At 76.5% G+C, this 19,405-nt stretch carries 21 protein-coding genes and 1 pseudogene; 16 read left to right on the top strand and 6 right to left on the bottom strand.

Annotation, left to right across the window (positions count from 1 at the left end; all coding sequences use genetic code 11):
- Positions 1-15: 15 nt before the first annotated feature.
- From ACI79B_RS18330 to ACI79B_RS18315, 4 genes are read left to right on the top strand one after another with little or no spacing between them, the layout of a single operon-like run.
- On the top strand, positions 16-393 hold the full coding sequence (locus ACI79B_RS18330; protein ID WP_456929472.1) for a holo-ACP synthase: 378 nt from the start codon (positions 16-18) through the stop codon (positions 391-393).
- A complete protein-coding gene (locus ACI79B_RS18325; RefSeq protein WP_456929471.1) occupies positions 390-1,844 on the top strand; it encodes an NAD(P)H-hydrate dehydratase in 1,455 nt (484 codons plus the stop codon). The genes ACI79B_RS18330 and ACI79B_RS18325 overlap by 4 nt, the downstream gene beginning before the upstream one ends.
- Positions 1,841-2,971 (top strand): alanine racemase, encoded by a 1,131-nt coding sequence (gene alr, locus ACI79B_RS18320; protein WP_456929470.1) that lies wholly within the window; start codon positions 1,841-1,843, stop codon positions 2,969-2,971. The genes ACI79B_RS18325 and alr overlap by 4 nt, the downstream gene beginning before the upstream one ends.
- Before the next feature lie 20 nt (positions 2,972-2,991).
- The gene (locus ACI79B_RS18315; protein ID WP_456929469.1) at positions 2,992-4,191 is read left to right on the top strand and encodes an alpha/beta fold hydrolase; all 1,200 of its coding nucleotides are present in this window, start codon (positions 2,992-2,994) and stop codon (positions 4,189-4,191) included.
- Between the two features lie 3 nt (positions 4,192-4,194).
- Here ACI79B_RS18315 and ACI79B_RS18310 read toward each other — a convergent pair.
- A pseudogene (locus ACI79B_RS18310) lies at positions 4,195-4,755 on the bottom strand (TIGR04222 domain-containing membrane protein); the annotation flags it as partial.
- Between the two features lie 93 nt (positions 4,756-4,848).
- On the opposite strand from ACI79B_RS18310, the gene ACI79B_RS18305 reads away from it, so the two are divergent.
- Genes ACI79B_RS18305 through tsaD form a run of 5 tightly spaced genes read left to right on the top strand, consistent with a single transcriptional unit; the run spans position 4,849 to position 8,065 of the window.
- Positions 4,849-5,481, top strand: coding sequence for a uracil-DNA glycosylase (locus tag ACI79B_RS18305; protein ID WP_456929468.1), 633 nt, complete (start codon positions 4,849-4,851; stop codon positions 5,479-5,481).
- Positions 5,478-5,939, top strand: a complete 462-nt coding sequence (gene tsaE, locus ACI79B_RS18300; protein WP_456929467.1) for a tRNA (adenosine(37)-N6)-threonylcarbamoyltransferase complex ATPase subunit type 1 TsaE — start codon at positions 5,478-5,480, stop codon at positions 5,937-5,939. The genes ACI79B_RS18305 and tsaE overlap by 4 nt, the downstream gene beginning before the upstream one ends.
- An 11-nt stretch (positions 5,940-5,950) precedes the next feature.
- Entirely contained in the window at positions 5,951-6,586 is a 636-nt protein-coding gene (gene tsaB, locus ACI79B_RS18295) for a tRNA (adenosine(37)-N6)-threonylcarbamoyltransferase complex dimerization subunit type 1 TsaB (protein WP_456929466.1), read from the top strand.
- Positions 6,583-7,035 carry a ribosomal protein S18-alanine N-acetyltransferase gene (rimI, locus tag ACI79B_RS18290; RefSeq protein ID WP_456929465.1) on the top strand — a complete coding sequence of 151 codons (453 nt, stop codon included), beginning with the start codon at positions 6,583-6,585 and terminating at the stop codon, positions 7,033-7,035. Before tsaB ends, rimI begins: the two co-directional genes overlap by 4 nt.
- The gene (gene tsaD / locus ACI79B_RS18285) at positions 7,028-8,065 is read left to right on the top strand and encodes a tRNA (adenosine(37)-N6)-threonylcarbamoyltransferase complex transferase subunit TsaD (protein WP_456929464.1); all 1,038 of its coding nucleotides are present in this window, start codon (positions 7,028-7,030) and stop codon (positions 8,063-8,065) included. The genes rimI and tsaD overlap by 8 nt, the downstream gene beginning before the upstream one ends.
- A gap of 28 nt (positions 8,066-8,093) precedes the next feature.
- On the opposite strand, the gene ACI79B_RS18280 is transcribed toward tsaD, so the two are convergent.
- Genes ACI79B_RS18280 through ACI79B_RS18270 form a run of 3 tightly spaced genes read right to left on the bottom strand, consistent with a single transcriptional unit; the run spans position 8,094 to position 10,068 of the window.
- Positions 8,094-8,576, bottom strand: coding sequence for a Clp protease N-terminal domain-containing protein (locus ACI79B_RS18280; RefSeq protein ID WP_456929463.1), 483 nt, complete (start codon positions 8,574-8,576; stop codon positions 8,094-8,096).
- Positions 8,576-8,818, bottom strand: a complete 243-nt coding sequence (locus ACI79B_RS18275) for an RNA polymerase subunit sigma-70 (RefSeq protein WP_456929462.1) — start codon at positions 8,816-8,818, stop codon at positions 8,576-8,578. Before ACI79B_RS18275 ends, ACI79B_RS18280 begins: the two co-directional genes overlap by 1 nt.
- Before the next feature lie 32 nt (positions 8,819-8,850).
- Positions 8,851-10,068: a class I SAM-dependent methyltransferase gene (locus ACI79B_RS18270; RefSeq protein WP_456929461.1), complete on the bottom strand. Its 1,218-nt coding sequence runs from the start codon at positions 10,066-10,068 to the stop codon at positions 8,851-8,853.
- Positions 10,069-10,251: 183 nt separating this feature from the next.
- On the opposite strand from ACI79B_RS18270, the gene groES reads away from it, so the two are divergent.
- The 3 genes from groES (at position 10,252) to ACI79B_RS18255 (ending at position 13,038) form a co-directional block, all read left to right on the top strand.
- Positions 10,252-10,560 carry a co-chaperone GroES gene (groES, locus tag ACI79B_RS18265; RefSeq protein WP_110005357.1) on the top strand — a complete coding sequence of 103 codons (309 nt, stop codon included), beginning with the start codon at positions 10,252-10,254 and terminating at the stop codon, positions 10,558-10,560.
- 106 nt (positions 10,561-10,666) lie between these two features.
- Complete coding sequence (gene groL, locus ACI79B_RS18260; protein ID WP_456929460.1) at positions 10,667-12,307, top strand: chaperonin GroEL; 1,641 nt, start codon at positions 10,667-10,669, stop codon at positions 12,305-12,307.
- A gap of 221 nt (positions 12,308-12,528) precedes the next feature.
- The gene (locus ACI79B_RS18255) at positions 12,529-13,038 is read left to right on the top strand and encodes a hypothetical protein (RefSeq protein ID WP_456929459.1); all 510 of its coding nucleotides are present in this window, start codon (positions 12,529-12,531) and stop codon (positions 13,036-13,038) included.
- A gap of 124 nt (positions 13,039-13,162) precedes the next feature.
- Here the strand turns inward: ACI79B_RS18255 and ACI79B_RS18250 are convergent, their stop codons facing one another.
- Complete coding sequence (locus ACI79B_RS18250; protein WP_387987654.1) at positions 13,163-13,462, bottom strand: WhiB family transcriptional regulator; 300 nt, start codon at positions 13,460-13,462, stop codon at positions 13,163-13,165.
- Between the two features lie 244 nt (positions 13,463-13,706).
- On the opposite strand from ACI79B_RS18250, the gene ACI79B_RS18245 reads away from it, so the two are divergent.
- Complete coding sequence (locus ACI79B_RS18245) at positions 13,707-14,441, top strand: response regulator transcription factor (RefSeq protein ID WP_456901378.1); 735 nt, start codon at positions 13,707-13,709, stop codon at positions 14,439-14,441.
- A 61-nt stretch (positions 14,442-14,502) separates the two neighbouring features.
- Here ACI79B_RS18245 and ACI79B_RS18240 read toward each other — a convergent pair whose 3' ends face one another.
- Positions 14,503-14,895 carry a DUF5319 family protein gene (locus ACI79B_RS18240; RefSeq protein WP_456929458.1) on the bottom strand — a complete coding sequence of 131 codons (393 nt, stop codon included), beginning with the start codon at positions 14,893-14,895 and terminating at the stop codon, positions 14,503-14,505.
- 210 nt (positions 14,896-15,105) lie between these two features.
- Here ACI79B_RS18240 and guaB point away from each other — a divergent pair, with 210 nt between their 5' ends.
- Genes guaB through guaA form a run of 3 tightly spaced genes read left to right on the top strand, consistent with a single transcriptional unit; the run spans position 15,106 to position 19,339 of the window.
- Positions 15,106-16,638 carry an IMP dehydrogenase gene (gene guaB, locus ACI79B_RS18235; RefSeq protein ID WP_456929457.1) on the top strand — a complete coding sequence of 511 codons (1,533 nt, stop codon included), beginning with the start codon at positions 15,106-15,108 and terminating at the stop codon, positions 16,636-16,638.
- A gap of 2 nt (positions 16,639-16,640) precedes the next feature.
- Entirely contained in the window at positions 16,641-17,777 is a 1,137-nt protein-coding gene (locus ACI79B_RS18230) for a GuaB3 family IMP dehydrogenase-related protein (RefSeq protein ID WP_456929456.1), read from the top strand.
- A complete protein-coding gene (gene guaA, locus ACI79B_RS18225) occupies positions 17,777-19,339 on the top strand; it encodes a glutamine-hydrolyzing GMP synthase (protein WP_456929455.1) in 1,563 nt (520 codons plus the stop codon). The genes ACI79B_RS18230 and guaA overlap by 1 nt, the downstream gene beginning before the upstream one ends.
- The last annotated feature ends 66 nt before the right edge of the window (positions 19,340-19,405 follow it).

The following is a 19,405-nucleotide window of genomic DNA, read 5'->3' as shown; positions in this document are numbered from 1 at the left end:
CGGCAGACTGGCCCGGTGATCGTCGGGGTCGGGATCGACGTGGTCCCCGTGACCCGTTTCGCCGAGTCGCTGGAGCGCACCCCCGGGCTGCGGGACCGGCTGTTCACCGCGGACGAGCAGACGACGCCGTCGGGGAGCCCCCGCACCGCGGAGTCGCTGGCCGCGCGGTTCGCCGCCAAGGAGGCGGTCGCCAAGGCCCTCGGCGCGCCCGGCTCGCTGCACTGGCACGACGTCGAGGTCATGGTCGGCGAGCGCGGCCGCCCGCACCTGGAGGTGCGGGGCACGGTCGCGAAGCGGGCCGCGGACCTCGGCATCGGCAGCTGGCACCTCTCGCTCAGCCACGACGGCGGCATCGCGTCGGCCGTGGTCGTCGCCGAGGGGGGCCCCGCGTGATCGGGCTGTCCACCGTCGCGGAGGTCCGCGCCGCCGAGGACGTGCTGCTGGCCCGCACCCGCGAGGGCGCGCTCATGCAGCGCGCGGCGACCGGCCTGGCCACCGTCTGCCTGCGGCTGCTCGGCCGGGCGCACGGCGCCCGGGTCACCGTCCTGGCCGGCGGCGGCAACAACGGCGGCGACGCGCTGTTCGCCGGCGCGCAGCTGGCCGCCCGCGGCGCCCGGGTGACCGCCGTCCTGCTCGCCCCGGACCGCGCCCACCCCGCCGGGCTGGCGGCGCTGCGCCGCGCCGGCGGGCGGGTCACCGGCCCGGACGGGCCCGACGGGCTGGACCGCGCCGACCTCGTCCTCGACGGCATCGTCGGCATCGGCGGCCGCGGCGGGCTGCGCCCGGACGCCGCCCGGCTGGCCGAGCGCGCCGCCACCGGCCCGGGCATCCCCGTCGCCGTCGACGTCCCGAGCGGCGTGGACGCCGACACCGGCGCGGTCGAGGGCGCCGCGTTCTCCGCCGTCCACACGGTCACCTTCGGCGCGGTGAAGCCCGGCCTCGTCGTCGGCGAGGGCCGCGGGCACGCCGGCACGGTGCACCTGGTCGACATCGGCCTGGGCCCGCACCTGGCCCCCGCGCGGGCGCACCAGCTCACCGACGCCGACGTCGCCGCGCACCTGCAGCCGCCCGGCGACGTCGACGACAAGTACTCCCGCGGCGTCGTCGGGATCGTGGCCGGCTCGGCCACCTACCCCGGCGCCGGGGTGCTGTGCACCGGGGCGGCGCTGCGCACCCGGCCGGGGCTGGTCCGCTACGCGGGCACGGCGGCCGAGGGCGTGCGCGCCGCGTGGCCCGAGGCGATCGTCACCGCGGGCCGCCCCGGCGACGCCGGGCAGGTGCAGGCCTGGGTGGTCGGTCCCGGCATGGGCACCGACGACGACGCCCGCAGCGTGCTGGCCGAGGTGCTGGCCACCGACCTGCCGGTGGTGGTCGACGCCGACGCGCTGACGATGGCCGCCCGCGAGCCGGACCTGGTCCGCCGCCGGACCGCCCCCACCGTGCTCACCCCGCACGACCGCGAGTTCGAGCGCTTCGGCGTCGCGGTCGGCGCCGACCGGGTCGGCAGCGCCCGCCGGCTGGCCGCGGACCTCGGCGCGGTCGTGCTGCTCAAGGGCAGCGCCACCGTCGTCGCGGACCGGGACGGGACCGCGTTCGTCAACGGCACCGGCACCCCGGAGATGGCCACCGCGGGCACCGGGGACGTGCTGTCGGGGATCCTCGGCGCCCTGCTGGCCACCGGCACCCCGGCCGCGGAGACCGCGGCGGCGGCCGCGCACCTGCACGGCCGCGCCGGTCAGGTCGCCGCGGAGACCGGCCCGGTGGTCGCCGGCGACCTGGTGCGGCGGCTCTCCGAGACGGTGGGCCGGGTGCGGAGCACCGGCCTGCGAGACTCGGGGGTGTGAGCGAACCCCGGGCCGAGGTGGTCGTCGATCTCGACGCGATCGCGGCGAACACCGCCGTGCTGCGCGAACGGGTCGGCCGGCCGCTCATGGCGGTGGTCAAGGCCGACGGCTACGGGCACGGGCTGGTGCCCGCGGCCCGGGCGGTGCTGGCCGGCGGTGCCGACGCGCTCGGCGTCGCCGTCCTGGAGGAGGCGCTGGCGCTGCGCGCCGCGGGGGTGACCGCCCCGCTGCTGGCCTGGCTGCACACCCCCGGCACCGACTTCGCCCCGGCGCTGCAGGCCGACGTCGAGGTGTCGGTGAACGCCGAGTGGGGGCTGGCCGAGGTGGTCGCCGCCGCCCGCGCCACCGGCCGGACCGCGCGGCTGCACCTGTTCGCCGACACCGGCCTGTCCCGCGAGGGCGCCACGATGGCGGACTGGCCGGGCCTGGTCGCCGCGGCCGCCCGCGCGCAGGCCGACGGCGAGGTCGAGGTGGTCGGCCTGTGGAGCCACATGGCCTACGCCGACGCGCCGACCCACCCGACGATCGGCGCCCAGGTGCGGGTGTTCGACGAGGCCGTGGACCTCGCCCGCGGCGCCGGCCTGGACGGGCGGCGGCACCTGGCCAACTCCGCGGCCACCGTGGCGCTGCCGGAGACCTGGTACGACATGGTCCGCCCCGGCATCGCCCTCTACGGCCTGGACCCGCTCGGCGGCGACCCGGCGGTGCACGGCCTGCGGCCGGCCATGACCGTGCGCGCGCGGGTGGCGCTGACCAAGCGGGTGCCCGCGGGCGTCGGCGTCTCCTACGGCCACACCTACTCGCCGGTGACCGAGACCACGCTCGCGCTCGTGCCCGTGGGGTACGCCGACGGGGTGCCGCGGGCGGCGGGCAACCGGGCGCCGGTGCTCGCCGGCGGCGCCCAGCGCACCATCGCCGGGCGGGTGTGCATGGACCAGTTCGTGCTCGACGTCGGCGACGCCGCCGTGGCGCCGGGCGACGAGGTGGTCCTCTGGGGTCCCGGCGACCGGGGCGAGCCCACCGCGCAGCAGTGGGCCGACGCGGTCGACACCATCCACTACGAGCTGGTCACCCGGGTCGGCGGGCGGTTCACCCGCCGGCACGTCGGGTCCGCGGGGGCGGTCTGATGGCACGCAGCAGGAGACCGGTGCGGCGCGCGGCCGCCCCGGCGCGGTCCGGTGTCGCCGGGGCGCTGGAGCGCCACCCGGCCGCCGGGGTCGCCGGGGCCGTCGTCGGCCTGGCGGCGGCGACCACCGCCGTCGGCGTGGCCGTCGCCCGGATCGCCACCCGGCGGGTGCACGCCGAGCGGCTGAGCCCCGCCGGGGCGCTGCCCGAGGGCGCCACGGCCGCCGAGCTGCGCGAGGACGACCCGCTCGGCCCGGCCTCCCGCCGGGCCGACCGCACCGCCCTGGTCCAGGCCGACGACGGCGTGCTGCTGGCGGTGGAGGAGGTCGGCCCGCTCGACGCGCCGCTGACCGTCGTCTTCGTGCACGGCTACACGCTGTCGATGGCGTCGTGGACGTTCCAGCGGCGGTCGCTGGGCGCGCAGCTGGCCACCGCCAACGGGCACCGTCCCGCGGCCCGGCTGGTGTTCTACGACCAGCGCGGCCACGGGGGCTCCAGCCGCGGCCCGGCCGAGAACTCGACGATCGAGCAGCTCGCCCACGACCTCGCCACCGTCATCGAGACCCGGGTGCCCGAGGGCCCGGTCGTGCTCGTCGGGCACTCCATGGGCGGCATGACCGTCATGGGCCTGGCCGACCTGCGCCCGGAGCTGTTCGGCACCAAGGTCGTCGGCGCGGCCCTGGTGTCGACGTCCAGCGGCAACCTGGCCGAGCTGGACTTCGGCCTGCCCGAGTTCCTCACCCGCGTGCGCGCCGCGGTGCTGCCGGTCGCGGCCTGGACGATGCGCCGGCGGCCGGTGTTCGCCGAGCGCACCCGCCGGCTGGCCGCCGACGTCGTCTCCGCGGCCACCTGGTCGCTGTCGTTCTCCTCCACCGACGTCGACCCGCGGCTGGGCCGCTACGTGGACGCGATGATCGGCGGCACCCCGGTCGACGTGATCGCGGAGTTCTACCCGGCGCTGGCCGGCCTCGACGAGACGGGCGCGCTCGAGCCGCTGCGCGGCGTGCCGACGCTGGTGCTCACCGGTGACGCGGACAGGATGATCCCGCGGGCGCACAGCGACACCCTCGTGGACTTGCTCGGCGGCGAGGGCCCGATGGTCGAGTACGTCGTCGTGCCGGACGCCGGGCACCTGGTCCCGCTGGAGCGGCCCGAGGAGGTCACCCGGGCCCTGTCCGGCCTGCTGCGCCGCGTCGCCGCCGGGACGCCCGTCCGGGACTGACCCTCAGCCGCGGGCGTCGTACAGGCGGCCCATCAGCTCGTCGCGGGTGCGGTGGGCGACCTCGCAGCCGTCGGCGAAGGTCAGCTCCCACGGCGTCCCGGCGCCGGGCACGACCGGACGGCGCGGCGGCTCCACCACCGCCGCCCGCAGCGCCGGGTCGGAGAGCCGCTGCGCGCCGTCCAGCGCCGCCCGGCGCACCGGGTCGGCGTCGCCGGCCCGCGCGTCCCGCAGCAGCCGCCGGCCCGCGGCGGTCGGGCCGAGCAGCCGGCCGAGCAGCCCCTCGTGGCGCAGCCGCCGCACGACCTCGGCCACCCGCTCGTCGCCGAGCGCCCGCCAGCGCACGGTCTCGACCGAGCGGCGGCCCCGCGCCCCGACGGCGTCGAGGACCGCGGCCTCGACCGGGTGGCGGCGCCGAGGGGAGACCACCTGCAGCTCGCCCGGGGCGACCGCGCGGACCCGGCCGGTGACCACCAGGGCCACCAGGGCGGTGTCGACCACCCGCTGCGTCCCGCCGGCGAGGCAGGCGACGTCGTACACGTCCGGCTGCGGCGTCATGGCGGCTCCTCCCGGCGCGGGGTCCCGAGCACAGGGTGGGCCTCCCGGGCCGCGGAGGGAAGCCCGGAGGCCCGGCCGCCGCGGCCCCCGTAGGGTCGGCGCGTGGCCGCCCCCCGTCCGCCCCGGTTCGACGCCGCGGCCGAGGAGGTCGCGCGCACCGCCGCGGCGGCCGCCGACTGGTCCGAGCTGGCCGCGGCCGCCACCCCCTGCGTCGCCTGCCCCGAGCTGGCCACCACCCGGCAGCACGTCGTCGTCGGTGACCCGCCGGTGCGCGGCCGGGCCCGGTTCGCGCTGGTCGGGGAGGCGCCCGGGGCGAACGAGGACGAGACCGGCCGGCCCTTCGTCGGGAAGTCGGGGCAGCTGCTGGACCTGCTGCTCGCCGAGGCCGGGCTGGACCGCGCCGAGGCGGCGGTGCTCAACATCGTGAAGTGCCGGCCGCCGGGCAACCGGACGCCGAAGTCACCCGAGGTGGCCCGCTGCAGCGGCTGGCTGCGCCGCCAGCTGGAGCTGCTCGACCCGCCCGTCGTCGTGGCCCTCGGGCTGTCGTCGGCGAAGTGGTTCCTCGGGCCGCGGACGGTGCTCGCCGAGGCCCGCGGCCGCCCGCACGACGTCGGGGGCCGGGCGGTGTGGGCGACCTACCACCCGTCGGCGGCGATCCGGTTCGGTCCGGCGGGGGCGCCGCGGGCCGGGCTGCTGGAGGACCTCACCTCGGTAGCGCGGAGCCTGGCCCGGTGAGGCGCGAGCACGAGCTGCCCACCCCCGAGGACACCCGGGCGCTGGGCGCGGAGCTCGCCGCCGTGGTGCGGCCGGGCGACCTCGTCGTCCTCACCGGGCCGCTGGGGGCGGGCAAGACCGCGCTCACCCAGGGCCTCGGCGCCGCGCTCGGGGTGACCGAGCCGGTCACCTCGCCCACGTTCGTCATCGCCCGCGTGCACCGCGGCGGGCGGCTGCCGCTGGTGCACGTCGACGCCTACCGGCTCGGCAGCGTGGCCGACGTCGACGACCTCGACCTCGACGCCTCCACCGAGGAGTCGGTGACCGTGGTCGAGTGGGGCGCCGGGCTGGTCGAGCGGCTGGCCGACGAGCACCTCGAGGTCCGGCTCGACCGCCGCGACGACGACGTCCGCACCGCCGTGCTCGTCCCGCACGGCCCCGGCTGGGAGGCCCGGCTCGACGGCGACCGGCCGGACTAACCTGGCGAGTCGTGCTCGTCCTCGCCCTCGACACCGCGACCCCCACCCTCGTCGCCGGGGTCGCCCGCCGCACCGCCGGGGCCGTCGAGGTGCTCGCCGAGCGGGCGGTGCCCTCGGGCAACCGGCACGCCGAGCTGCTCGTCCCCGCCGTCCGCGAGGCGCTGGCCGCGGCCGGGCTGACCCTCGCCGACGTCGACGCCGTCGTGACGGGCCTCGGCCCCGGGCCCTTCACCGGCCTGCGGGTCGGCGTCGTCACCGCCGCGGCGCTCGCCGACGCGCGCGGCGTCCCCGCGGTCGGGGTCTGCTCGCTGGACGCGGTCGGCTCCGGGCGCCGCACCGTGGTCACCGACGCCCGCCGCAAGGAGGTCTACTGGGCCGCCTACGACGACGGCGGCGCGCGCGTGGACGGGCCCGGCGTCGTCCGGCCCGAGGAGGCCGGGTTCCCCGGCCCGCTGGTCGGCGACCCGCGGTTCGCCGACCGGCTGGGCGCGCCGGTCGACCCCGCGGAGGTGACCACCGCCGGGCTGCTGCGCGCGGCGGCGTCCCTGCTCGACGACCCGTCGTCCGCCGGGCCGCTGGTGCCGCTGTACCTCCGCCGGCCCGACGCCGTCCCGCCGACGTCGTTCAAGCCGGTGACGACCGCGTGACGCCGCGGCTGCGGCCGATGCGGCTGGCCGACCTCGACGCGGTCCTCGCGCTGGAGGAGGAGCTCTTCGCGCCGGACACCTGGACCCGCGCGATGTACCGCGACGAGCTCGCCCGCACCGACACCCGCCACTACCTGGTCGCCGAGGACGACGGCGCCGTGGTCGGGTACGCCGGGCTCATCGCCTACGACGACGAGGCGCACGTGGCGACCATCGGCGTCGCGCGGGACCGGCAGGGCGAGGGGATCGGGGCGCGGCTGCTCGACGCGCTGCTCACCGAGGCCGACCGGCGCAGCCCGGTCGTGCTGCTCGAGGTGCGGGCCGACAACGAGCTCGCGCAGGGCCTCTACCGGCGGCGCGGGTTCACCGAGATCGGCCGGCGGCGCGGCTACTACCAGCCGAGCAACACCGACGCGGTCGTGATGAAGAGGGAGAGGCTCCGTGGCTGACGAGCCGCTGGTCATCGGGTTCGAGACCTCCTGCGACGAGACCGGCGTCGGCGTCGTCCGCGGGCACACGCTGCTCGCCGACGCGCTGGCCACCTCGATGGCCGAGCACGAGCGCTTCGGCGGCGTGGTGCCCGAGATCGCCTCGCGGGCGCACCTGGAGGCGATGGTCCCGACCGTGCACCGCGCGCTGGCCGAGGCCGGGGTGTCCGCGTCCGACGTCGACGCCGTCGCCGTCACCGCCGGGCCCGGGCTCACCGGCGCCCTGCTGGTCGGGCTGGCCGCCGCCAAGGCGTACGCGCTCGCGCTGGACAAGCCGCTGTACGGGGTCAACCACCTGGCCGCGCACGTCGCCGTCGACGAGCTGCAGCACGGCCGCCTCGCCGAGCCGTCCCTGGCGCTGCTGGTCTCCGGCGGGCACAGCTCGCTGCTGCTGGTGCCCGACCTCGCCCAGGAGGTGCGGTCGCTGGGCCGCACGATCGACGACGCCGCCGGCGAGGCCTTCGACAAGGTCGCCCGCGTGCTGGGCCTGCCCTTCCCCGGCGGCCCGCCGATCGACAAGGCGGCCCGCGAGGGCGACCCGGCGGCGATCGACTTCCCGCGCGGGCTCACCGGCCCCCGCGACGCGCCCTACGACTTCAGCTTCTCCGGGCTCAAGACCGCCGTCGCGCGGTGGGTCGAGGCCCGGCGGGCGGCGGGGGAGCCGGTGCCGGTGGCCGACGTCGCGGCGTCGTTCCAGGAGGCGGTCGCCGACGTGCTGACCGCCAAGGCGGTGCGGGCCTGCCGCGAGCACGGCGTCGACCACCTGGTGCTCGGCGGGGGAGTGGCGGCCAACTCGCGGCTGCGGGCGCTGGCCCAGGAGCGCTGCGCCGCGGCCGGGATCGTGCTGCGGGTGCCCAGCCCGCGGCTGTGCACCGACAACGGCGCGATGGTCGCCGCGCTCGGCTCGCGCCTGGTCGCCGCCGGCGTCGAGCCGTCGGCGCCGGAGCTGGGCGCCGACAGCTCGCTGCCGATCGACGTCGTCAGCCGCTAGGCGGCAGAACTGGCCATCTCCGGCACCGTCAGCTGACGGCGCGGGCCGCGTCGCGCAGCCGGGCGCGGTCGACGCCGAGGTCGGCCAGCGCGCGGACGACGGTGCCGCGCTCGAGGTCGCACACCGCGGCGACGACGTGCGCGCCGCGCAGCGGGGAGCGCGCCGCCTTCGCCGCCGCGACCGCCGCCCGGAAGACCTGCTGCGCCTGCGGGGTCGAGCGCATCGGGCCGGTGGCGGGCCCGCGCAGCGCCGGCTCCCCGGTCCCGGCGCCGACCCCGACCGACGCGAGCGCCGCGGCGTGCGCGGCCTCGACGGCCGCGCGCAGGCGGTCGGCGTCGGTCCCGACCCGGGCGAGCGCGGCGGCGGCCGTGCCGTCGGGGAGCGCGGTGGCCGCGAGCAGGAGGTGCTCGGGGCCGGGCGTCGCCTCCCCGCCGCCGCGTGCCTCGGCCTCCGCGCCGGTGAGCAGCGCCCTCACCGTCCGCAGGTCCCGCAGTGCCGTGACGATCCCCATCAGGTCTCTCCTCGTGGTCGGTGCCCGCGCCGCGCGCGGACCTCGGGGGCGAACCTCTTGTGGGCGGCCTGCGCGCTGATGCCGAGCGCCTCGCCGACCTGGGCCCACGTCCAGCCCCGGCCGACCGCCTCGACCACCGCCTCGACCTCCAGCCGGCTCGCCAGCCGGCGCAGGGCGACGACGGCGGCCAGGGCCGCCTCGGGGTCCTCGGGCCCGGGCACGGAGACCGGTTCGACCGCCATGCCATCAACCTAGGTTGATACGGTGCCGTTCGTCAACCCAGGTTGATGAGGTCGCACACGAGGGCCGTGGGCGCGCCCGCCACCCGGGTGACGACGACGGTCGCGCTGCCGGCGCCGGGGCCGCGGAGCTGCCGGGCGAGGGTCTCCGGCTCGATCGCCGACCCGCGCTTCTTCACCACCACCCGGCCGACGCCGCGCGCCCGCAGCAGCGCGCGCAGCCGCTTGAGGGAGAACGGCAGCACCTCGTCGACCCGGTACGAGGTGACCCAGGGGGAGCCGGCCGGGGCGTCGGAGGTCAGGTAGGCGATCGTCGGGTCGACCAGCGTGGCGCCGAGCTCCGCGGCCGCCAGGGACACCAGCCCCGAGCGGATCACGGCGGGGTCGGGCTCGTGCAGCCACCCGCGCACCGGGCCGGCGTCGGCGGGCCCCGGGTCGGCGTCCGCGGTCAGCTCGTGGACGACGCCGTCGCGGACGACGGCCGCCCGCCGCCACACCGCCGACACCCCGCGGCCCCACAGCAGCGCCTCGACGACCGACCCGCGCACCGAGACCCACTCGGCCTCGACGCCGTCGGGCACCCGGTCGTGGTCGAGGCCGGGCGCCACCTTGACCACCGAGCGCGGCACCCGGTCGAGCAGCGCGGCCACCGTCGACCAGGGCGGTGACCAGCGGTCGGGGTCCAGCTGCCGCCGCCCGCCGGCCCGCCGGGCGGGGTCCAGGACGGCGGCCCCGCACCCGGCCACCTCCCCGCCGCGGGCGGCGTCCACCAGCTCGACGACGTCGCCGGCGACCACCCACACGTCGTCGTCCACCCCGAGCGCGGCGGCGTTGGCGGCGGTGAGCTCCCGGGCCACCGGGTCGCGGTCGACGGCGAGCACCCGCGCGCCGGCCCGGGCCAGCGCGACCGTGTCGGTCCCGGCCGCGCAGCCGAGGTCGGCGGCGGAGTCGGTGCCGTCGGCGAGCAGCCGGTCGGCGCGGCGGGCGGCCAGCTCGGGACGGCCGGCCTGCTCGAGGGTGTCGGCGGTGAGGAACAGCCGGTCGGCGTCGGCGCCGAACACCGGCCGCGCCCGCGCCCGCAGCCGGGCCAGCTCCCACGCCGGGCCGGCCAGCTCCGGGCCGACCTCGGCGCGCAGCCGGGCCACGCCGGCGAGCACGTCGGCGCCCTCGGCCAGCAGCGCCGCCGCCCGCGCGGTCGCCGCGGTCCCCTCCGGAGTGCGCAGGAGGGCGACCGGGCCGGCGTCGTCGGGCACGGCGTCCAGCCTCCCGCAGGGCGGCGTCGCCCGACCCGGCGACCCGGTTGAGGGGCTGGCACTCTCATGGGTAGAGTGCCAATCGACACGGGCAGGCGCCTGACCCCCGCGACGGCAGGCCCGGCCCCCGTGCCACAGCATGAGAGACCACCCGCCGTCCGATCCCGAAGGGGGCGTCACCTCGTGACGACCGCTACCAAGGTCAACATCAAGCCGCTCGAGGACCGCGTCGTCGTCCAGGCCAACGAGGCCGAGACCACCACCGCCTCCGGCCTGGTCATCCCGGACACCGCCAAGGAGAAGCCGCAGGAGGGCACGGTCATCGCCGTGGGCCCCGGCCGCATCGACGACAACGGCAACCGCGTCCCGCTCGACGTCAACGTCGGCGACGTCGTCATCTACTCGAAGTACGGCGGCACCGAGGTCAAGTACGCCGGCGAGGAGTACCTGGTGCTCTCCGCCCGCGACCTGCTCGCCGTCGTGGAGAAGTGACGACACCTCCCCGCTCAGCCTGAAGCGACCGCCCCGGCGACCCGTATGACCGGGTCCCGGGGCGGTCGCCGTCTCACCCCGTAGCAACCCTGATCGGAAGGGCCCCATGGCCAAGATCATCAAGTTCAACGAGGACGCCCGCCGCGCGCTCGAGCGCGGCGTGGACAAGCTCGCCGACGCCGTCAAGGTGACCCTCGGCCCGCGCGGGCGCAACGTCGTCCTCGACAAGAAGTTCGGCGCCCCGACCATCACCAACGACGGCGTCACCATCGCCCGCGAGGTCGAGCTCGAGGACCCGTACGAGAACCTCGGCGCCCAGCTGGCCAAGAACGTCGCGACCAAGACCAACGACGTCGCCGGTGACGGCACCACCACCGCGACCGTGCTGGCGCAGGCCCTGGTCAAGGAGGGCATGCGCAACGTCGCCGCCGGCGCCAACCCGATGGGCCTCGGCCGCGGCATGCGCGCCGCCGTCGACGCCGTGTCGGCCGCCCTCGACGAGGTCGCCACCCCGGTCGAGGAGCAGGACGCCATCGCCGGCGTCGCGACCATCTCGGCGCAGGACGCCGAGGTCGGCCGCCTGATCGGCGAGGCGATGGAGAAGGTCGGCAAGGACGGCGTCATCACCGTCGAGGAGAGCAACACCCTCTCCACCGACCTCGACGTCACCGAGGGCGTGCAGTTCGACAAGGGCTACCTCTCGCCCTACTTCGTCACCGACCAGGAGGCGATGGAGGCCGTCCTCGACGACGTCCTCGTGCTGCTGGTCCAGGGCAAGGTCGGCGCGCTGGCCGACCTGCTGCCGCTGCTGGAGAAGGTCCTCGGCAACGGCGCCCGCCCGCTGCTGATCGTCGCCGAGGACGTCGAGGGTGAGGCGCTGTCCACCCTCGTCGTCAACTCCATCCGCAAGACGATCAAGGTCGTCGCGGTCAAGTCGCCCTACTTCGGCGACCGCCGCAAGGCGTTCATGACCGACCTCGCCGTCGTCACCGGCGGCCAGGTGGTCAGCGAGGACGTCGGTCTCAAGCTCGACCAGGTCGGCCTCGAGGTGCTCGGCACCGCCCGCCGCGTGACCGTCAGCAAGGACACGACGACGATCGTCGACGGCGGCGGCACGGCCGGCGCGATCTCCGACCGGGTCGCCCAGATCCGCCGCGAGATCGAGGCCACCGACTCCGACTGGGACCGCGAGAAGCTGCAGGAGCGGCTGGCCAAGCTGGCCGGCGGCATCGGCGTCATCCGGGTCGGCGCGGCCACCGAGGTCGAGCTCAAGGAGCGCAAGCACCGCATCGAGGACGCCATCGCCGCCACCAAGGCCGCGGTCGAGGAGGGCGTCGTCCCCGGCGGTGGCTCGGCGCTCGTGCACGCCGCCGCCGCGATCGACGCGCTGGACCTCACCGGCGACGAGCTGACCGGCGCCCGCGCCGTGCGGCGCGCGCTGGAGGCCCCGCTGGCCCGCATCGCCGACAACGCCGGCTTCGAGGGCCGCGTCGTGGTGAGCAAGGTCCGCGACCTCGGCGTGGGCCAGGGCTTCAACGCCGCCACCGGCGAGTACGGCGACCTGGCCGCCCAGGGCGTCATCGACCCGGTCAAGGTCACCAAGGCCGCGCTGGGCAACGCCGCGTCGATCGCCGCGATGGTGCTCACCACCGACTCCGCCGTCGTCGAGGCGCCGGAGGAGGACGAGCACGCGGGGGCCGGGCACCACACCCACGGCCACTCGCACGGCCACGGCCACAGCCACTGAACGGCGCCGCCGCGCACGATCAGCCGGGCTGATCGTGCTGCGTCCTGGTCCACCGCCGACGGTGAGCCAGGACGCGCGGCGGTGAGCCAGGACGGCCACCGCACGACGAGAGGGCCGGTCCAGCAGACGCTGGACCGGCCCTCTCGCTGTCCGCCCCCTGGACGTGCGGCGGGCCGGCGCGGCACCGTCGTGCCCGCGACCGACCGGCGGAGGAGGACCCGATGCTCCCGGACGCCCTGCACGACCCCTCGCCGGAGGGACCCGACGACCTGGGGCTCTTCGGGCGGCTGGAGGGCGCCTGGCGGCTGCGCTGGCGGGGCCTCGAGCCGGACGGCACCTGGTCGACGGCGGTCGGCGAGCTGCACGTCGGGCGCGTGCTCGGCGGCCGTGCGGTGCAGGACGTGTGGATCGTCCCCGGCCGGGGAGAGTCCGGCGCCGGCGTCCCGCCGCGGGCGTTCCACGGGACGACGGTCCGCTTCCCCGACCCGCACGCGCCGGGCACCTGGCGCTCGATCTGGATGGAACCCGTCAACGGGCGCGTCCGGCGCTTCGTGGGCCGGCCCACGGAGGACGGCGGGGTGGTCCTGCTCAGCGACGAGGAGGACCCGTGGCTGCGCTGGCGGTTCACCGACGTCCGCCCGGACTCGTTCACCTGGTCGGCGGAGACGTCGCACGACCGGGGGAGCACCTGGGTGCACGACGAGCTGATGGCCGCCGAGCGCACGGGCTGAGCGCAGACGACGAGAGGGCCGGTCCAGCGGGTGCTGGACCGGCCCTCTCGTTCGCGAGTGCCGGGTGCGGCCCTGTCGGGTCCCGCCGCGAGCCTGCGAGTCGTGGGGAGGTGGGGGTCTTCCTCTAGACCCCGGCGGCGACGGCGGCGGGCTCCGCGGCGATCAGCCGGGCCCGCTCCTCCTCGCTCATGCCGCCCCAGACGCCGTAGGGCTCACGGACGCTCAGGGCGTGCTTCAGGCAGGCCTCGACGACGGGGCACTTCGCGCACACGGCCTTGGCCGCGGCCTGGCGACGGGCCCGCGCGGGACCGCGCTCGCCGTCGGGGTGGAAGAACAGCGCGGTGCTCTCACCACGGCACGCGCCGTGCAGCTGCCAGTCCCACACCTCGGCAACGGGCGTCGGGAGACGGCGGATGTCGGCCATGTCGGTCCTCCTCGGCTCGGTGCGAGCCGGAGGGGGCGGTCCGGTCGCACGGGAGCCGGTGCCCGAGGGGTCCCGCGGTCAAACACAGGGGGATCGGACATTTTCCCGGTCCGCGTCTCCCCCCGCAGGGTGATCACGGGTGTTGCGCCTCGTCACCGCCGGTCATGGTCGTTCCAGGCCGTAGCCGTTCCGGGTCGTGGGGACCCGGGTGCCCTCCACGGCCGGGGGAGACGAGGAGAACCACGTGATCGACGACAGGATGCGCGGTCCGGGCCACGGGGCCACGACCGTGTGGGTGTACGACGAGCGCCGCCGTGTCCGCGACGACGTCGCCGCCCGCCTGGTGGCCCTGCCCTTCGTGGGCCGGGTCGAGGTCGTCGGGGACGCCGCCGCCCTCGTCCAGCGCCTGGCCACCCGCCAGCCCGACGTGCTGCTGGTCGGCACGCAGCGCGCGGTGGACACCGGCCTCACCGTCGCCACCCAGGTCATCCGCACCCACCCCACCGTCCCGGTGCTCGTGCTCGGCGCGCCCGACGACGCCGAGACGGTGCGCGCCGCGGTCGCCGTCGGGGCCCGCGGCTACCTCCGCTGGGACGCCAGCGCCCTGGAGATGGGCCTCGGCCTGTCCCGCGTGGGCCTGCGCGCCGACGGCCGCCCGCCGCAGCCGGCGCCCGCCCCGGTGCCGCTGAACTCCGTCGGCGCCCCGGTGCCCGCCTGGGCGACGCCGCTCAACGGCGCCGGCCCGCGGGTGGTGAGCACCCCCGTCCGCGAGGCCGCGCCCGCGGTCACGCTGTCGATGCGCGAGATGCAGGTGCTCACCGGGATGAGCCAGGGCAAGAGCAACGCCCAGATCGGCCGGGAGCTCTACCTGTCCGAGGACACCATCAAGACCCACGCCCGCCGGCTGTTCCGCAAGCTCGGCGCGAAGGACCGCGCCGAGGCCGTGGCCACCGGCTTCCGCCGCGGCATGATGTCCTGACCCGACCGACGCACGCCGAGGGCCCCTCCGATCGTCGGAGGGGCCCTCGGCGCGTTCCCGTTCAGTCGTCGCGGGCGTGGCGGCCGGTGCGGCCGGAGCCGGGCTCCTCGCGCTCGGCCATCGCGGCCACCCCGTCGGCGTAGCCGCTGGCGTAGTCCCAGCTGACGTAGTCGTCGGGGTCGGGGTCGAACGGCGGCTCGTGCCGGCCGGTCTGCCCCTCCTCGAGCAGCTGGCGCAGGTTGGCCTGCATCAGCGCCCAGTCGACGTGGTGCTCCTCGTCGCAGTCCGGGCAGTCGACGACGATGCCCTTGATCCCCGTCGGCTCGAGCAGGGTGCGGAACACCTCGAGCTCGGCCAGGTCGTCGAGGACGCCGGCTCGTTCCTCCATCGACAGCGGTGGCGGGTCCGACGGCGAGTCGAAGTCGGGCCCCGGGGCGTCGTCGAAGGGACTCACGGGTGCCTCCTCCCTCGTGCTGGCGGCGCGGGCGTCCCGGCCCGGACGCGCGGGCTCGCCCGTCCGGGGAACCACGGTAGCCGCCCGCGCCCACGGTTCCCACGCCGTGCACCCGGCGGCGTCCCGGGCGCCGCGGCGCCCGGCCTACGATCGGAGGGGTTCCCGCGCGCCCGGCCGGGGGCATGAGCCGACGGAGAGGGTGGCGGCACCATGCAGCCCGACGACCACGCACCTGACGGGCACCGCGCCGAGCTGCCGGCGAAGTTCGCCCCGCTCGGCCTGACCTACGACGACGTCCTGCTCATCCCCGGTGAGTCCGACGTCGTCCCCGCCGAGGTCGACACCAGCAGCCGCCTCACCCGGGGCATCCGGCTGGCCGTGCCGCTGGTCTCCAGCGCCATGGACACCGTCACCGAGGCCCGCATGGCGATCGCCATGGCGCGGGTCGGCGGCGTCGGCGTGCTGCACCGCAACCTCGCCGCCGAGGAGCAGGCCGGCCAGGTCGACCTGGTCAAGCGCTCCGAGGCCGGCATGGTCACCAACCCGGTCACCTGCTCGCCGGACAACACCCTCGCCGAGGTCGACGCCCTGTCGGCCCGCTACCGCATCTCCGGCGCGCCCGTCGTCGACGACGAGGGCGTGCTCGTCGGCATCGTCACCAACCGCGACATGCGCTTCGAGACCGACCAGAACCGGCTCGTGCGCGACGTCATGACCAAGATGCCGCTGGTCACCGCCCCGGTCGGCGTCGACCCCGACACCGCGCTGCGGCTGTTGTCCCAGCACAAGATCGAGAAGCTGCCGATCGTCGACGGGTCCGGCCGGCTGCGCGGGCTGATCACCGTCAAGGACTTCGTCAAGCGCGACCAGTACCCGAACGCCACCAAGGACGCCGACGGCCGGCTCGTCGTCGCCGCGGCGGTGGGCGTGGGCGAGGACGCCTACGAGCGGGTCGGTCTGCTGGTCGACGCCGGGGTCGACGTGGTCGTCGTCGACACCGCGCACGGCCACCAGCGCGCCGTCCTCGACATGGTCGCCCGGGTCCGGAAGGACTTCGGCGGCGACGGCGGCGTGCAGGTGGTCGGCGGGAACGTCGCCACCCGCGGCGGCGCCCAGGCGCTGGTCGACGCCGGCGCGGACGCGGTCAAGGTCGGCGTCGGCCCGGGCTCGATCTGCACCACCCGCGTGGTCGCCGGCGTCGGCGTCCCGCAGATCACCGCCATCTACGAGGCGAGCCTGGCCTGCAAGCCGGCCGGCGTCCCGGTCATCGCCGACGGCGGCCTGCAGTACTCCGGCGACATCGCCAAGGCGCTGGTCGCCGGCGCCGACACCGTCATGATCGGCGGGCTGTTCGCCGGGGTCGAGGAGGCCCCGGGCGAGCTGGTGTTCATGAACGGCAAGCAGTTCAAGACCTACCGCGGCATGGGGTCGCTCGGCGCCATGCAGAAGCGCGGCAACCAGTCCTACAGCCGCGACCGCTACTTCGCCGACGACGTCCTCTCCGACGACAAGCTCGTCCCCGAGGGCATCGAGGGCCAGGTGCCCTACCGCGGCCTGCTGGCGACCGTGGCCCACCAGCTCGTCGGCGGCCTGCGCGCGTCGATGGGCTACGCCGGCGCGGGCACCGTCGCCGACCTGCAGGACCGCGGGCAGCTGACCCGCATCACCTCGGCCGGTCTCGTGGAGAGCCACCCCCACGACATCCAGATGACCGTCGAGGCGCCGAACTACCGGGGGCGGTGACGATGCCCGCCCGCGACACCGTCGAGATCGGCCTCAACCGCTTCGCCCGCCGCGGCTACGACCTGGACGAGGTCTCGATCGTCCCGTCCCGCCGCACCCGCGACGTCGACGACGTCTCCACGGCCTGGCAGATCGACGCCTTCCGGTTCGACATCCCGCTGGTCACCAGCCCCAGCGACGCCGTCGTCAGCCCGGCGACGGCGATCGCCGTCGGCCGGGCCGGCGGCCTCGGCGTGCTCAACGCCGAGGGCCTGTGGACCCGCTACGACGACCCGCTGCCGGTCTACCGGCAGCTGCGCGACGCCGCCGCCGAGGCGCCCCCGCCGGTGTCGCTCCTGCAGCAGGTCTACGCCGAGCCGGTCAAGCCGGACCTGATCACCGCCCGGATCAAGGAGATGCGCGATGCCGGGGTGACGACGGCGGTGCGCGTCTCGCCGCAGCACACCGAGCAGCTCGCGCCCGCGGTGCTCGCCGCCGGGGTCGACCTGCTGGTCATCCAGGGCACGATCGTCTCCGCCGAGCACGTGACCACCCAGGGCGCGGCGCTCAACCTCAAGTCGTTCATCGCCGACCTCGACGTCCCGGTGATCGTCGGCGGCGCGGCGAACTACACGACGGCGCTGCACCTCATGCGCACCGGCGCGGCCGGGGTGATCGTCGGCGTCGGCGCGGACAGCTTCTCCACCGGCGACGCCGTGATGGGCATCCGGGTGCCGCTGGCCAGCGCGATCGCCGACGCCGCGGCCGCCCGCCGCGACTACCTCGACGAGACCGGCGGCCGGTACGTGCACGTCATCGCCAACGGCCGGATCGAGACCAGCGGCGCGATCGCGCGGGCGCTGGCCTGCGGCGCCGACGCCGTGCAGGTCGGCGAGCCGCTGCGCGCGGCGCGGGAGGCCCCCGGCGGCGGGGTCTGGTGGGACTCGGTGGCCGCCCACCCGCGGCTGCCCCGCGGCGGCACCTCGGCGCCGGTCCCGGCGGCCGGCTCGCTGGAGCAGCTGCTGCTCGGGCCGGCCGAGACCGCCGACGGTCGCACCAACCTGTTCGGCGCACTGCGCCGCACGATGGCCAAGACCGGTTACCGCGACCTCAAGGAGTTCCAGCGCGTGGACCTGGTGATCGGCGGTCGACCCGACTGATGGACTTCCCCACCGTCCTGGTCGTCGACTTCGGCGCGCAGTACGCCCAGCTCATCGCCCGGCGCATCCGCGAGGCCGGCGTCTACTCCGAGATCGTCCCGTCCTCCGTGCCCGCGGAGGAGGTCCTGGCGCGGAAGCCGGCGGCCATCGTGCTCTCCGGCGGTCCCTCCAGCGTCTACGCCGACGGCGCGCCGCAGGTCGACCCGGCGCTGTTCGAGGGCGGCGTGCCCGCCTTCGGCATCTGCTACGGCTTCCAGGCGATGGCCCAGACGCTCGGGGGCACGGTCGCGCACACCGGCGACCGCGAGTACGGCGGCACCCCGCTGACGGTCACCACGCAGGGCCGGCTGTTCGGCGACCTGCCGGTGGAGCAGTCGGTGTGGATGAGCCACGGCGACGCCGTCAGCGTCCCGCCGCCCGGGTTCACCGTCACCGCCACCTCCACCGGCGCGCCGGTCGCGGCGTTCGAGGACGTCGACCGGCGGCTGGCCGGGGTGCAGTTCCACCCCGAGGTGCGGCACACCGCGCACGGCCAGACGGTGCTCGAGCACTTCCTGTTCGACATCGCCGGCCTCGAGCCCACCTGGACGATGCGCAACGTCGTCGACGAGCAGGTCGAGCGGATCCGGGAGCGGATCGGCGACCGGCGGGCGCTGTGCGCGCTGTCGGGCGGCGTCGACTCCGCGGTGGCCGCCGCGCTCGTGCAGCGGGCCATCGGGGACCGGCTCACCTGCGTGTACGTCGACCACGGGCTCATGCGGCAGGGCGAGACCGAGCAGATCGAGCGCGACTTCGCCGAGGTCACCGGGGCCGACCTGCGGGTGGTCGACGCGAGCGGGCAGTTCCTGTCCGCCCTGGCCGGGGTCAGCGACCCGGAGGAGAAGCGGAAGACCATCGGCCGCGAGTTCATCCGGGTGTTCGAGCAGGCGGCCACCGACGTCGTCGCCGACGCCCAGGCGCACGGCGAGACCGTCGACTTCCTGGTGCAGGGGACGCTGTACCCCGACGTCGTCGAGTCCGGCGGCGGCACCGGCACGGCCAACATCAAGAGCCACCACAACGTCGGAGGGCTGCCCGAGGACCTGCAGTTCACCCTCGTCGAGCCGCTGCGCACGCTGTTCAAGGACGAGGTGCGCGAGGTGGGCCGGCAGCTCGGCCTGCCCGACCGGCTCGTGCAGCGCCAGCCGTTCCCCGGGCCGGGGCTGGGCATCCGCATCGTCGGGGAGGTCACCCGCGAGCGGCTCGACGTGCTCCGGCGGGCCGACGCGATCGCCCGCGAGGAGCTCAGCGCGGCGAAGCTCGACTCCGAGATCTGGCAGTGCCCGGTGGTCCTGCTGGCCGACGTCCGCTCGGTCGGCGTCCAGGGCGACGGGCGCACCTACGGCCACCCCGTGGTGCTGCGCCCGGTGTCCAGCGAGGACGCCATGACCGCCGACTGGACCCGGCTGCCCTACGACGTGCTCGCCCGGATCTCCACCCGCATCACCAACGAGGTGCCCGAGGTCAACCGCGTCGTCCTCGACGTCACGAGCAAGCCCCCGGGCACGATCGAGTGGGAGTGACGCTCCCGCGTCCCACTGAGCAGGGTCACCGTCCGTCACGCCGCGCTGGATGACGTGTCTCACCCA

It is taken from the genome of Geodermatophilus sp. SYSU D00879, assembly GCF_054050375.1.
The sequence above is the reverse complement of the archived record's forward strand: the minus strand, read 5'-3'. Positions and strand labels throughout refer to the sequence as shown.